Origin of the sequence: Streptomyces sp. NPDC047917, from assembly GCF_043204345.1 — a bacterium.
Classification (GTDB): domain Bacteria; phylum Actinomycetota; class Actinomycetes; order Streptomycetales; family Streptomycetaceae; genus Streptomyces; species Streptomyces sanglieri.
In genome coordinates this window covers 57,813-72,460 of record NZ_JBIDCA010000017.1, presented here as the reverse complement: position 1 = coordinate 72,460, position 14,648 = coordinate 57,813, and the positions used below count along the sequence as shown (strand labels likewise).

Sequence of the window (14,648 nt, the reverse complement as noted above, 5' to 3'; positions counted from 1 at the left end):
GGCTCCGGCACCTTGTGCCGGATGTCGGTGCACAAGGGGTCCGAGTCCTGATGGGCGCCCGGAAATCAACGGACATTCCCGGTCGGTTCTCGGGAATGGGGCCCTTTCTCCTCGTCTGGTCCGGACAGGCGGTGTCCCTGGCGGGAAGCGCGGCGGTCCGGTTCGCCTTCATCGTCGAGGTCTGGTCGGCCGGCGGGAAGGCGACCGACGTCACCGTCCTCTCGCTGTGCGCCATGCTGCCGCAGGCCGTGTTCAGTCCCATTGCGGGCGCAATCGTCGACCGTATACGCAAGCGCACCGCGCTGCGGATAGCCGACGCCGGCGGACTCCTCGTCGTCGGCTCGCTGGCCCTGCTGCACTATGTCGGCGCCTTCCAGGCCTGGCAGGTCTATCCGGCCACCGTCCTGCTCGGCATCTGTGCCGCCTTCCAGTTCCCGGCCCTGTCCTCGGCCGTTCCCCTGCTGGTCCGCAAGGACCAGCTGGACCGCACCAACGGACTGTTGGCCGGTGCGAAGAGTGCCGCCGGGATCGGCGGTCCCGCGCTGGGCGGTCTGCTCGTCGCGCTCTTCGGGATCGGGCCGACGCTCCTGGTCGACGTGGCCAGCTACGCGTTCGCCCTCATCGGCATCCAGATCGTGCGCTTCAACGGCGACCGGGTGACGAAGAACCCCGACGCACCGCGCAGGCGGATCACCGCGGACGCCGTCGAAGGACTGCGCTACCTGTTCCGGATCCCCGGCCTGCGCGAGCTGATCGTCAACTTCTGTGTCGTCAACCTCGTGATGGTCTTCGGCTTCGCCCTCATCTCGCCGATGGTGCTGCTCCGGGCCGGCAACGGCGCGCTCGCCGCGGTCAACACCTCCGTCGGCGTCGGCGGAGTGGCCGGTGCCCTGCTCATGGCCGCCTGGGGCGGTCCCGCGAACCGGGGCCGGGGCATGATGCTCGGCGTGGTCGGCATGTGCCTGTCCGCCCTGGTGGTGATGGGCCTGGTGGGCGATGTGACCGGGTGGTGCCTGGCCATCCTGATCGGCGCCCTGCTCATGACCACGGTCAACGCCTCGATGCAGACGATCGTGCAGACCAAGGTCCCGCACGAATGGCAGGGCCGGGTCTTCGGCGCGGTGATGTTCCTGTCCCAGATCTCCGTGCCCCTGGCGATGGCGGTCTCCGGGCCGCTCGCCGACCACGTCTTCGAGCCGATGGCCGCCCGGGGTTCCGGGCTCTTCACCGTGCTCGGCCCCCTCGTCGGCAACGGTCCGGGCAGCGGCATGGCGGCCATGTTGTTCCTCGCCGGCGTCGGCGGCACCGCGGTCGCCCTCTGGGGGCTGGCCAGCCGCTCGATCAGGGAGATCGACACCCTGCTGCCCGACCTCGACACACCGCGGGAGCCGGCCGGGCAGAGCGAGAGCCGGGGAGGTGACCGCGATGAGGTGCGTGCATGAGCTCTTCGAGGAGCAGGCGGCGCGGACGCCCGGCGCGACGGCCCTGATCGACGGCGGCGAACGGACCGACTACGCCGGACTCGACGAGCGGGCCGGCCGGCTGGCGGGTCTGCTGGCCGCGCGGGGCATCCGGCCCGGCGACACGGTCGGCGTGTACCTGGAGCGCTCCACCGCTCTCGTCGTGACGATCCTCGGCATCCTCAAGGCCGGGGCGGGCTACGTGATGCTGGACCCCGCCTTCCCCGCCGAACGGCTGCGCGCGATGGCCGAGGACGCCGGGGCCACCGTGGTGGTCACGGCCCGCGACTCCGTGCCCGGGGCCCTCGACACGGCCCGGGTGCACATCGAGGACGCCGACGGGGCGCGGCCGCTGCCGCGCGGCGCCGTCCCGGTCCGGCCCGACGACATCGCCTGCGTGATGTTCACCTCCGGATCGACCGGGCGGCCGAAGGGCATCGCCGCATCGCACCACGCGATCACCGCCACCCTCACCGGGCAGAGCTTCGCGTCCTTCGGCCCCGGCGCGGTCTGGCTCCAGTGCGCGCCGCTGTCCTGGGACGCGTTCGCGCTGGAGCTGTGGGGGCCGCTCATGAACGGCGGGACCTGCGTCCTGCACCCCGGGCGGCGCCCCGAGCCCTTCCTGATGGCCCGGCTGGTCGCCGAGCACGGCATCACCTCCATGTACCTCTCGGCGTCCCTCTTCAATGTCGTCGTCGACGAGTACCCGCAGGTGATGGACGGACTGCGGGAACTCGTGGTGGGCGGCGAGGCCATGTCGGCGCCGCACGCGGCCCGCGCCCTGGAGCGCCGGCCGGAGCTGCGGCTGAGCAACGGATACGGCCCCGTCGAGTGCATGGTTTTCCTGACCGTCCACCCGGTGAGAGCCGACGGGCTCGGCCGGGGCCCGGTGCCGATCGGCCGTCCGCTGGCGGGCAAGCGGCTGTACGTCCTCGACGAGGAGCTGCGTCCGGTGCCGGACGGGCAGCGCGGCGAGATCTACGCCGCCGGGGCGGGCCTCGCCCGCGACTACCGCGGACGGCCCGCGCTGACCGCCGAACGCTTCGTCGCCTCCCCGTCCGGTGAGCGTGTCTACCGCACCGGTGACCTCGGGCGGCGCCGCGCCGACGGGGTTCTCGAATATCTGGGCCGGGCCGACAGCCAGGTGAAGATCCGGGGCTTCCGGGTGGAGCCGGGCGAGGTCGAGAGCGTACTGACCCGGCACCCCGGCATCGACCGGGCCGCGGTCGTCGCCCATGAGCATCCGGCGGGCGACCGCCAGCTCACCGCGTACGTCGTCCCGAGCGGCGGTGCCCGGCAGGGCTTCCGGGAGGCGGAGTTGCGCGCCTACGCCAGTGGTGTGCTGGCCGACTACCTGGTGCCGGCGGTCTTCGTGGCGCTGGACGAGCTGCCGCTGACCGCCGGCGGAAAGCTGGACCGGGCCGCCCTGCCGGAGCCCCGGACCACGACGGTCCTCGCCGGCCGGGCTGCGGTGAGCGGCACCGTGGCCACCCTGTGCGAGCTGTTCGCCCAGGTGCTGCACACGGACCGGGTCGGCCCCGACGACGACTTCTTCGCGCTGGGCGGCCACTCCCTGCTCGCCGCCCGGCTGCTGGGCCGGATCCGTGCCGTGCTCGGCGCCGAGATCGACATCCGCGGGCTCTTCGAGGCGCCCACCGCGGCGCTGCTCGCCCCGTTCGTCGACACCGCTCCCCCGGCGCGTCCCGCACCGGCCGCCGCACCCGGTGACTCCTCCGGGACGCTCCCGGTGTCGCACGCGCAGCACCGGCTGTGGTTCCTGGACCGGATCGGGGCCGGTGCCGCGTACAACCTGCCGATGCTGGTCCGGCTGCGGGGCGCGGTCGACGTAGCCGCGCTGGACGACGCGCTGGCTCTGGTCGCCGAACGCCACGAAGTGCTCCGCACCGTCTTCGAGGAGCGCGACGGCTCCCCCGTACGCCGGGTGCTGAGCGGGGCGGCCGCTCGGCCTCCGTTCCGGCAGCTGCGGACCGCCGGGGCCGCGACGGACCGGGAGATCGAGCGGGAGGCCCGCCACCGTTTCGATCTGCGCACCGAACTCCCCGTGCGCGCCACCCTGTTCACCTCCCGGGAGCGGCCGGACGAGCACGCTCTGCTGGTGCTGGTCCACCACATCGCCGGGGACGGGTGGTCGCTGCGACCGCTCTTCCGCGATCTGTCCCGCGCCTACCGGGCACGGGTGGACGGCACGGAGACGACCGGGCTGCCGCCGCTCACCGTGCAGTACGCGGAGCACGCCCGCCACCAGCTCGACCGGCTCGGCTCGCCGACCGATCCGCATGCCCTCGCCACCCGTCAGCTCACGTACTGGCGCAAGGAGCTGGACGGGCTGGCGGCCGACGGACCGCTGCTGCCCCGCCGCGCCGGGCGTCCCCCCGTACCCGGTCCCGAAGCGCGGGTCGTGGTGCGCAGGCTCGACGCGGCGGCGCACGCCCGGGTGGTCGAGTCGGCCCGCGCCGGGGGCGCCACCCTCTTCATGGCCCTGCACGCCGCACTGGCCACCGTGCTGGTTCGGGCGGGGGCGGGCGAGGACCTGGCGATCGGCGCGCCGGTGGCCGGACGCGCCGGGGACGGCAGCGTCGAGGACGTCGTCGGGTTCTTCGTCAACATGCTGGTGCTGCGCACCGATCTGTCCGGCGATCCCACCTGCGCCGAGGTGCTGGCCCGGGTGAGGGAGACGGACCTCGCCGCGTTCAGCCACCAGGACGTGCCGTTCGAGGACGTGGTCGGCGCGCTCAACCCGCCGCGCTCCCCCGGCCGTCAGCCGTTCACCGATGTGGTCCTGGCACTCCAGAACAACGCCCGGGCCGAGGTCGTGCTGCCCGGTGCCGAGGACGGGGTCGAGGTGGTGCGCACCGGCGCCGCCCGGTTCGAACTCCTGGTGGACGTCACGGACTCCACCTCGGCCGAGGGTACGCCGGACGGGCTGACACTGACCTTCGAGTACCGCGGGCAGGCACTGGAGGCGGAGTTCGTCCAGTGGCTCGCAGACGCCCTGCCGCAGGCCCTGGAGGAGGCCGCGACCGCCCCCGGCACGCCCCTGTCGCGGCTGGGCGTCGCCGCGCCCCCGCGGCCGGCCGGCCGCAGCGACCGGATCGCGGCACCGGTCCGGCGCCAGGCGGTCACCGAGCGGCCGATGACCGCTCTGGAGCGGGAGATCTCCGCCGTGTGGTGTGACGTCCTCGGCGTGCTGAGCGCCGGTCCGGACGACGACTTCTTCGCCCTCGGCGGCAACTCGCTGCGCGCGGTGCGCGCCGTGGCCCGGCTCGGCGCCGGACGGCGGGTGACGGTGGCGCAGTTGTTCGCCGCGCCCACGGTCGCCGCCTTCGCCGCCGAGCTGGAACGGGCGGTCGAACTGCCCGCCCCCGCCGGCGCTTCCCCCATTCCGCGACGCCCCCGGGTGCCGCGCCGCACGGAACCCCAGACCCAGACCGGCAGAAAGCAGGAGGAGTGGCAGTGGACCTCAGTGTGATGTTCTTCGGTGCGGACAGCACCACCGCCGGCGAGGCCCGGCACACCGAGACGTACGAGGACATCCTCGCCGTGGCCCGGACCGCCGACCGGCTGGGGTTCCACGCCGTCTGGACCCCCGAGCGCCACTTCCAGCAGGTGGGGCAGGTCTTCCCGAGTCCGCCGGTGCTCAGCGCGGCGCTCGCCGTCGCCACCGAGCGGATCGGGATCCGCGCGGGCAGTGTCGTCCTGCCACTGCACCATCCGCTGCGGGTGGCGGAGGACTGGGCCGTCGTGGACAACCTCTCGCACGGGCGGGTCGGCCTCTCCGTCGCCACCGGCTGGCACTCCAAGGACTTCACGCTGGCCCCCGAGCAGTACGCCGACCGCCGGCGGACCGCCCTGGAGACGATCCCCCGGCTGCGGGCGCTGTGGGCGGGCGAGCCCGCCGAGTACCCCGACGGCACGGGCGACCCGGTCTCCGTCACACCCCAGCCCCGGCCCGTGCAGGACACCCTGCCGCTGTGGGTCACCACGTCCGGCAACCCGGAGACCTGGGAGGCGGCCGGCCGGCTGCGCGCCGGAGTGCTCGGCGCGACCGTCGGGCAGAGCCGGGACGAGCTGGCCGAGAGGATCGCCCGCTACCGCACCGCCTGTGCCGGGGCCCCCGACCAGCGGGGCACCGACGCGCACGGCCGGGTCACGCTGATGGCCCACACCTACGTGGGAACCGACGACGCGGAGGTCCGCCGGATGGCGGGCGCCCCCCTGAAGACCTACCTCTCCTCGTACGTACGCCAGACCGCGGCGAACCGTTCCGCGGACGCCACGACCGCGGCCCTCACCGAGGAACAGACCGCGATGCTCGCCGACTTCGCGTTCGAGCGCTATCTGAGCTGGGGCAGCCTGCTCGGCTCCCCGGGCCACTGCGCCAAGATGCTCGCCGATCTGGCGGAGCTGGGCGTGGACGAGGTCGCCTGCTTCATCGACTTCGGCATCGGACGGGACGACGTACTGGCCGGGCTGCACCGGTTGGCCGAACTGAAAGAGAACCTGTGATGAGCGCCCCCACCGTTTCGCGCACCGTCCCGGTCGCGGCATCCCCCTCCATGGCCGACCGGTTCGTCGCACTGGGCCGGGAACAGCGGGTCCGTCTGCTGCGCCGCCTCCTGGAGGCGGGCCGGGCCCGCGAGATACCCGCCGTCGTACCGCCGCGCGACCCGGCCCGCCGGGTGCCGCTCAGCCCCGCGCAGCACGACCTGTGGGTGTACGACTCGCTGTATCCCGGCACCCCGGCGCTCAACCTGTGCGCCGCCTACCACTTCGAGCGGCCCGTCGACCCGGCGCACCTGGAGCAGGCGCTGACGCTGATCCAGCGTCACCACGACATCCTGCGGACCCGGATCGTGACGGATCCGTCGGGCGAACTGCATGTCGAGTTCCCCGACGACGACGGGTCCTTCGACCTGGAGCGCGAGGATCTGCGGGGCACCGGCCGCTCGATCGACGAGGCCTTCGAGACCTTCCGCAGCCGCCCCTTCGACCTCGCCCGGGACAAGCTGATCCGGGCCCGGTTCGTCCGGGTCGACGAGCGGCGTTCCACGCTGATGCTGAGTCTGCACCACACCATCAGCGACTGGTGGTCCTTCGACGTGCTGCAGAACGAGTTCGCGCGGGCCTACGGCGCGCTGCGCGACGGGCTGGAGCCGCCGCTGACCCGGCCGGCCGTGCAGTACGCCGATTTCTCGTCCTGGCAGAGCGAGTTGGCGGAGTCCGGGGTCTTCGCGAGCCGGCTCGACTTCTGGCGGCGCTATCTCGCCGACCCGCCCGGTCCGCTGACGGTGCCGGGCAGCAACGGCGGCGCCACCGGGGGCGAGGGCATCGCGCAGGTGCCCTTCCGCATCGACGCGCCGACCACCGCCGCCGTGCGGGCCCTGGCCCGGGAGCGCGGCGCCTCGGTGTACGTCGTCCTGATGGCGGCGTTCGCCGTGCTGGCTCACCGGGTCAGCGGCGCCGACGACCTGGTGATCGGCACCCCCATCGCCAACCGCGCGGCCAAGGGCCTCGACCAGGTCATCGGGTACGTCATGAATGCCGTGCCGACCCGCTGGAAGGTCGCTCCGGACCGGTCGTTCGCCGAGCTGCTCGCCGGGTTCGCGATCGACTTCCCGGATCTGATGGCCAACGCGGACGTGCCCGTGGGCCGGATCGTGTCGGCCGCCGCACCCGAGCGCAGCGCGGGCCGGGCCCCGCTGTACCAGTGGGTCTTCATGCACCTGACGCAGCAGCCGAGCGTCTCGGTGATGAAGGAGTTCGCGGAGCCCGAGCGGATCCACACGGGCGGCGAGCACGACCTGGTCGGGGTGGTGAAGGACAGCGGTGACGGCATGGAGGGCAGCTTCGGGCTGCGTACCGATGTCTTCGACGCCGAGACGGTGGCCCGCTGGACGCAGTGTTACGTCGAGCTCCTGAAGCGGATCACCGCCGACCCGGACGCGCTCATCGGCGACATCGACGTGGTGCCCCCGGCCATGCGCGGCGAGCTGCTCGCCGGTTCGGCCGGGCCCGCCGCCCCCGCCACCGTGCCGCTGCCCGAGCTGGTGACCCGGCAGGCGGCCCGCACACCGGACGCGCCGGCCGTCGAATCTCCCGGGCGCACCCTGAGCTATGCCCGACTGGACGACCGGGTGGCCCGGCTGGCGGGCCGTCTGGTGCGCCTGGGGGCCGGTCCCGGGCGGATCGTGGCCCTGGCGCTCGCCCGTGGCAGCGACTGGCCGGTGGCGGCGCTGGCCGTGCAGCGGGCCGGCGCCGCCTATCTGCCGGTCGACCCCGCCCACCCGGCCGAGCGCATCCGCCGGGTCCTCGCCGGGGCCGCGCCGGTGCTCCTGGTCACCGAACCCGGCGCGGAGCCCCTGGACACCGGTCTGCCGGTCCTGGTCCTGGACGAGGACGCCTGGGCCGGGGAGCCGCTGCCGCCGGGCGGCCCGGAACTCCACGACGCCGCCCATGTCATCCACACCTCCGGCTCCACCGGCACCCCCAAGGGCGTGGTGGTCGGCCATGCCGGGGTGGCGGCGCTCACCCGGAGCCTGGTGGACGGCCTCGCACTGGAGGCGGGCAGCCGGGTGCTCCAGCTCGGGCCGCCCTCCTTCGACATCTCGGTCGGTGAACTGTGTCTGGCCTTCGGCTCCGGCGGAACGCTGGTGCTGCCGGAGCGGGGGCCGCTGGTGGGCGAGGACCTCGGGGCGGTACTGACCGAGCGGCGGATCTCCTGCGCGTTCGTCCCGCCGTCGGTGCTGGCGACCGTACCGGCCGCTCCGCATCCGGAGCTGCGCGCCCTCGTCGTCGGCGCGGAGGCCTGCCCGCCTCAGCTGGTGGCCCGCTGGGCCGTCGCCGGCCGGCGTTTCCACAACGCCTACGGGCCCACCGAATCGACGGTCGTCTCCACCGTCTCCGGACCGCTGGACGCCGACGGGACGGCGCCGCCGATCGGCACACCGGTGGCGGGCACCACCGCCTACCTCCTGGACGAACGGCTCCGGCCGGTCCCCGCCGGGGCGGGCGGTGAGCTGTACCTGGCGGGCGGCGCGCTCGCCCACGGCTACCTGGGCCGGGCCGCGCTCACCGCCGAGCGGTTCGTCGCCGATCCCTACGGTCCGCCCGGCAGCCGCATGTACCGCACCGGCGACCTCGCCCACCGCGACGACCGCGGGAACACGTACTACCTGGGGCGCTGCGACGAGCAGGTGAAGCTGCGCGGGCTGCGCATCGAGCCCGGCGAGATCGCCGCCGCGCTCGCCGAACACCCCTGCGTGGAACGGGCGGTGGCCGTCGTACGGCACGACCGGGCCGGCTCCGCACAGCTGGTGGCGTACGTGGTGCCCGCGCCGGGAGCGCGGATCGACGAGGACGCGCTGCTGCTGCACGCCTCCGGGCGGCTGCCCGCGGCCATGGTCCCGGCCGCGGTGGTGGCACTGGACGCGCTGCCGTTGTCGTCGCACGGCAAGCTCGACCGGGCCGCGCTGCCCGCGCCCGCCGCCCGGACCGCGGACACCGTCCGGCTTCCCGGGTCGGCGCGCGAGGAGCTCCTGTGCGGGCTCTTCGCGGAGCTGCTGGACGTCGGACAGGCCGGTGCGGACGACGACTTCTTCCGCCTCGGCGGCGACAGCATCATGGCGATCCAGCTGGCCGCGCGGGCCCGTACGGCCGGTCTGGTGTTCTCCCCGCACGACGTGTTCACCGTACGCACCCCGGCCCGGCTGGCCGTGCTGGCCCGTACGCCCGAGGGCGACGCCCCGGAGGAGGAGGACACCGGGACCGGGCGGCTGCCCCTCACCCCGGTGATGCACTGGTGGCGCGAACAGGTCCGGGACACCGCCGCGTTCACCCAGTCCATGCTGTTCCCGCTCGCGCCCGGCACCGGACTCGCCGCGATCGAGGAGGCCGTCTCCGTACTGACCGAGCGGCACGCCGCGCTGCGGATGCGCCTGGTGTGCGAGGACGACACCGGCTGGGAGCTCCACGTTCCCGAGGAGAGCGCGCCCCCGGCCGCGCGGGCCGTCCGGGTGGCCGTGCCGGCGGACGCCGATCTGCACTCCCGGGCGACGGAGCTGGCGCGCACCGTCACGCTGCGCCCCGAGGACGGCGAGATGGTGCGGGCGGTGTGGCTCGACCCCGGCTCCGGCCGGCCCGGTGCCCTGCTGCTCACCGTGCACCATCTGGCGGTGGACGGGTTCTCCTGGCGGGTGCTCGGGCAGGAGCTCGCCGCGGCGCTGGACGGCCGCTCCACGGACGACGCCGCGCCCACGGGAACGTCCTCGTTCACCCGGTGGTCCCGGCTGCTCTCCCGCGAGGCCGCACTGCGGATCGATGAACTCCCCTGGTGGAAGCAGCAGTTGATGGACGGCACCGCCCGGCTCGCCGAGGAGGCGGAACCGGGTGGCCGGCGGGAGACCCTCACCTTCGACCTGGACCCCGGCCTCACCCGCAGCGTGCTCCTCACTCTGCCGGGCGCCTTCAACTGCCGCCCCGACGCGGTGATGCTGACCGCCCTGACCGCGGCGGCCGTCCAGCGGCGCGGCAGCGGATCCTCGCTGGTCGTCCACCTGGAGGGCCACGGCCGCGAGGCGCTCTCCGCCCCGGTCGACGTGTCCGGAACGGTCGGCTGGTTCACCACCCAGTACCCGGTCCGCCTCGACCTGGGAGCGGCGTCGGTGGTGCCCGGCGGCCGGCCCGGCGAGGCCCTGAAGTGTGTCAAGGAGCAGCTGCTCGCGGTGCCCTCCGGCGGGCTCGGCTGGGGTCTGCTGCGCTACCTCCACCCGGAGACCGGGCCGGCGCTCGCCGCGCTCCCCGCGCCCGATGTCCGCTTCAACTATCTGGGCCGGTTCGCCGCGGCCGACGCGGCGGGCGGGCGGCTGCTCGAACCTGGCCCGGACGCCGTGCCGCTGGCGCACACCCTGGAGGTGGATGTGCTGGCCCGGGAGGAGAACGGCGAGCCCGTGCTGGAGGCGAGCTTCTCCTACCCGTCCGGGGCGTTCACCGAGGACGGGATGCGCGCCCTGGCCGGGGCCTGGTCCGAGGCGCTCCGTGTCCTCGCGGACCACTGCGGACCGGACGGCACGGCCGTCCACGCCCCGTCCGACTTCCCGCTCGTCGACCTGACCGGGGACCAGCTCGAACTGCTCGCGCAGGAGCTGGACTTCGGTGACCTCGACACCGCCGACGACGAGGAGGACCGGCGATGAACGCGCGCATCGCGGACGTACTGCCGCTCTCCCCGCTCCAGGAGGGCCTGCTGTTCCACGCCGCCCGGCAGACCGCGGGCCCGGACCCCTATCTGGTGCAGGCCCGGTTCGTGATCGGCCCCGCGATCGGCGGGGACACGGTACGGGCGTCGGTCACCGCGCTCCTGGACCGGCATCCGAATCTGCGTGCCTGCTTCCGGCACGAGCGCCTGGACCGGCCGGTCCAGGTCGTACCGAAAGCGGTCGAGGTGCCGTGGACGGAAGTGGACCTGACGGGGCTCTCCACGGACGACGCGGACGCGCGGACCGAGGAGGTGCTCCGCGAGGACGCGGCGCTCCGCTTCGACATGGCCCGCCCGCCCCTGGTCCGTGCCACGTTCCTGCGGCACGGCACCGGTGCCGAACTGATCGTGTCCTTCCACCACATCCTGCTGGACGGCTGGTCGATGCCGGTGGTCGAGCGGGACCTCGCCGCCCTCGTGACCGGCCGGCCGCTGCCGCCCGCCGCGCCCTACCGGGACTATCTGGTGTGGCTGGGCGGTCAGGACCGGAACAAGGCCGAAGCCGCGTGGTGCGAGTCGCTGGCGGGTCTGGAGCGGCCGGCACTGCTGGCCCCGGCCGGACCGGACGCGGCACCGGACCGTTCGCGGCTGTGGCTGTCCACCGGCCTCACCGAGCGGCTGGTGCGCCGGGCCGCGACCGCGGGCGTCACCCTCAACACCCTGGTCCAGGTCTCCTGGGCGCTGGTCCTGGCCAGGCTGACCGGCTCCCGCGACCAGGTCTTCGGAGCGGTCGTCTCGGGGCGCCCGCACGATCTGCCCGGCGTCGAGTCGATGGTGGGCCTGTTCATCAACACCCTGCCGGTACGGGTCCGGCTGCGGGACGACGAGCGCGTCGACGAGCTGCTGTGCCGGATCCAGGACGAGCAGTCCCGGCTGCTGGAGCACCACCACGCCCGCGCCGCCGAGGTACAGCGCGCCGTGGGGGCCGGTGAACTCTTCGACTCGATCCTCGCCTTCGAGAACTTCCCGCGCGGTTCCGGGAGCGAGGACGGTCCCGACGTGGTCCGCCTGGCGAAGGTGGCGGACGCGACGCACTACCCGGTCACCATCGCGGCGGTGGCCGAGGACCGGCTGCTGCTGTCCGTGAGCTGCCGCCGGGGCATCTCTGCGCCGGCGATCGCCGAGCGCCTGGCACACGTACTGGAGCAGCTGGCCGACTCGCCGCGGATGCCGGTGGCGGACGTCGACGCGCTCCCCGCGGCGGAGCGGCGCCGGCTGCTGGCCCTGGCGGACGGCCCGGCCCGCACGACCGCCGGACCCGCCACCCCGGCCGGGCGGTTCGCCGCCCAGGTGGCCCGCACCCCGGACGCACCGGCCGTCGACACGGACGGCGAGACGCTCAGCTATGCCGGGCTCGACGCCGCTTCGGACCGGCTGGCCGGCCGTCTCGTGCGGGCCGGTGTGGCGCCGGGGCACACCGTGGCCCTGCTGCTGCCCCGTTCGGCGGCGCTGATCGTGGCCCAGCTCGCGGTGCTCAAGGCGGGCGCCTGCTGGCTCCCCCTGGACCCGGCGCACCCGGCGGAGCGGCTGGCCCGGCTGATGGACGCGGCGGCCCCCTCCCTGGTCCTCACCTCGGGGACGGACCGGAGTGCCGCACGGCTGCCCGCGGGGGTCGCGGTGCTGGACGTCACCGAGGCGTCCGGGCCCGTGCCCTTCGACCGGACCGAGACCCATCCCGGGTCCGCCGCCTGCGTGATCTACACCTCCGGCTCCACCGGGGAGCCCAAGGGGGTGGTCGTCCCGCAGCGGGCGATCACCGAACTCGCCGCCGACGGCCGCTTCGCGGGCGGTGCCCACGACCGGGTGCTGCTGCACAACCCGTACACCTTCGACGCCTCCACCTACGAGGTGTGGATCCCGCTCCTGAACGGCGGGACCGTGGTCGTGGCCCCCGCCGAGGCGGTCACCCCGGAGCTGCTGGAGCGAGTGGTGCGGGAGCGGCGGGTCACCGCGCTCATGCTCACGCCCGAACTGCTGCGCACCGTCGCAGAGATCGCGCCCGGCGCACTGTCCGGGCTCCGTGAGGTGTGGTCCGGCGGCGACGTCCTGGCACCCGACACGGTGCTCCGGATCCGGGAGCACTGCCCGGACACGGTGGTCGTCAACGGCTACGGCCCCACCGAGACGACGGTGTTCGCCACCGCCCACACCGCCGACGGGCAGAGCGCCCGCCGTACGGGGGCCGTGCCCGTCGGGCGCCCCCTGGACAACACCCGCGCCCATGTCCTGGACGACCGGCTGCGCCCGGTCCCGGCGGGTGCCACCGGTGAGCTCTACCTCGGCGGCAGCGGTCTCGCCCAGGGCTACCTCGGCCGGCCGGCCGCCACCTCGGAACGGTTCGTGGCCGATCCGTACGGGCCGCCCGGCAGCCGCATGTACCGCACCGGGGACCTGGCCCGCTGGACGCCGGACGGCGTCCTGGAGTTCGCGGGCCGGGCCGACGACCAGGTCAAGGTGCGCGGCTTCCGTGTGGAGCCCGCCGAGGTCGAGGCCGCGCTCGCGAGCTGCCCCGGTGTGGCGCGGGCCGTGGTCGGTGCCCGGCGGGACGCGGCGGGCGGCAAACTGCTGGCCGCCTGGCTGGTGCCGGAGCGGAGCCCGGACGAGGGCCGCGGCGACCCGGAGGAGCGGTGGCACCGTACCCTCGCCCGGGTGCGGGCACATGCCGCCGAGCAGTTGCCCGCACACCTGGTTCCGTCGCTGTGGGCCCGGATCGACGAGGTGCCGCTCACCCGGCACGGGAAGGCCGACCGGGCCGCGCTCCCCGACCCCGGGCCGACCGGGGAGCCGGTGGCCGACCGGGCACCGCTCACCCCGCGCGAGCGGGAGCTGTGCGCCCTGTTCGGGACGGTGCTCGGGGTTCCCGCGGTCGGGCCCGGCACCGACTTCTTCCGGGCCGGCGGCCATTCGCTGACCGCGCTGCGCCTGAAGTCGAAGATCGAGACGGTGCTCGGGGTACGGATCCCGGTCTCCGCCCTGTTCGACGCGCCGACCCCGGCCGGTCTCGCCGCGCTGCTCGACGCACCGCCGTCCGGCGACGGCCGCGCCGCGCGGATACCGCTGCGGCCCGCCCGAGGACGCGCCGGATCCGCGACCGTTCCGGACGAACCGCACCACAACAGCCTGGAGCATGTACTCACCCTGCGGACCGGCGGCGACCGCACCCCGCTCATCTGTGTGCATCCGGGGCTCGGTATCGGCTGGTCGTACGTGAACCTGCTCCCGCACCTCGCACCGGACCGCCCGGTGCACACCCTGCAGAGCCCGGCACTGCTGGCCGGTGCCGGCGGGCTCCCGGCCACCATGGACGAGATGGCGGACCTGTATCTGCGCAGCGTCCGCCAGCTCCGGCCGCGCGGACCGTATCTGCTGCTCGGCCGGTCCTTCGGCGGTCCGCTCGCCCATGAACTGGCGGTGCGGCTGCGCCGGGAGGGCGAGGAGGTCCGGATGCTCGCCGTGGTGGACGCCATGCCGATGCCGGAGCGGATCAGGGGCACCCCACTGGACCCCGCCGCCGTCGAGGACGAGATGCTGCGCATCCTGCTCCACTCCCACGCTCCGGAACTGGCGTTGCCGGAAGGCCCGTTGGAGCGGTCCGCGGTCTTCTCCCAGGCTCGCGGGGGCAGCTTCGACGGCCTCTCCGAGGACCGGTTGCACACCCTCGTCGATGTCGGGGCGCATCACACCCGGCTGGTACGGGACTGGCACCCGTCCCCCTACGACGGCACGACGACGCTCTTCTCCGCGACGCGCGACGACTGGCCGACCACGGCCGAGAAGACCGGGGCCTGGCAGCGCGTGACCGCCGCGCTCGACGTGCACGAACTGGACTGCGGTCACAGCGACGTACTCACCCAGGGCCCGGCGGCCATGATCGCCGCGGTCATCGAAACCGCCCTCCGAGGGGACTGAGAACC

5 protein-coding genes are annotated in these 14,648 nt (G+C 74.4%); all 5 read left to right on the top strand.

Annotated elements, in window-relative coordinates:
- Positions 1 to 95: 95 nt before the first annotated feature.
- The 5 genes from ACGF8B_RS35175 to ACGF8B_RS35155 are packed head-to-tail and all read left to right on the top strand — an operon-like array spanning position 96 to position 14,643.
- Complete coding sequence (locus tag ACGF8B_RS35175) at positions 96 to 1,442, top strand: MFS transporter (protein ID WP_392746321.1); 1,347 nt, start codon at positions 96 to 98, stop codon at positions 1,440 to 1,442.
- The gene (locus tag ACGF8B_RS35170; RefSeq protein WP_392746319.1) at positions 1,426 to 4,950 is read left to right on the top strand and encodes an amino acid adenylation domain-containing protein; all 3,525 of its coding nucleotides are present in this window, start codon (positions 1,426 to 1,428) and stop codon (positions 4,948 to 4,950) included. Before ACGF8B_RS35175 ends, ACGF8B_RS35170 begins: the two co-directional genes overlap by 17 nt.
- The gene (locus ACGF8B_RS35165) at positions 4,935 to 5,987 is read left to right on the top strand and encodes a MupA/Atu3671 family FMN-dependent luciferase-like monooxygenase (protein ID WP_392746317.1); all 1,053 of its coding nucleotides are present in this window, start codon (positions 4,935 to 4,937) and stop codon (positions 5,985 to 5,987) included. The genes ACGF8B_RS35170 and ACGF8B_RS35165 overlap by 16 nt, the downstream gene beginning before the upstream one ends.
- Positions 5,987 to 10,672 carry an amino acid adenylation domain-containing protein gene (locus tag ACGF8B_RS35160; protein WP_392746316.1) on the top strand — a complete coding sequence of 1,562 codons (4,686 nt, stop codon included), beginning with the start codon at positions 5,987 to 5,989 and terminating at the stop codon, positions 10,670 to 10,672. The genes ACGF8B_RS35165 and ACGF8B_RS35160 overlap by 1 nt, the downstream gene beginning before the upstream one ends.
- Positions 10,669 to 14,643: an amino acid adenylation domain-containing protein gene (locus ACGF8B_RS35155; RefSeq protein WP_392746314.1), complete on the top strand. Its 3,975-nt coding sequence runs from the start codon at positions 10,669 to 10,671 to the stop codon at positions 14,641 to 14,643. The genes ACGF8B_RS35160 and ACGF8B_RS35155 overlap by 4 nt, the downstream gene beginning before the upstream one ends.
- The last annotated feature ends 5 nt before the right edge of the window (positions 14,644 to 14,648 follow it).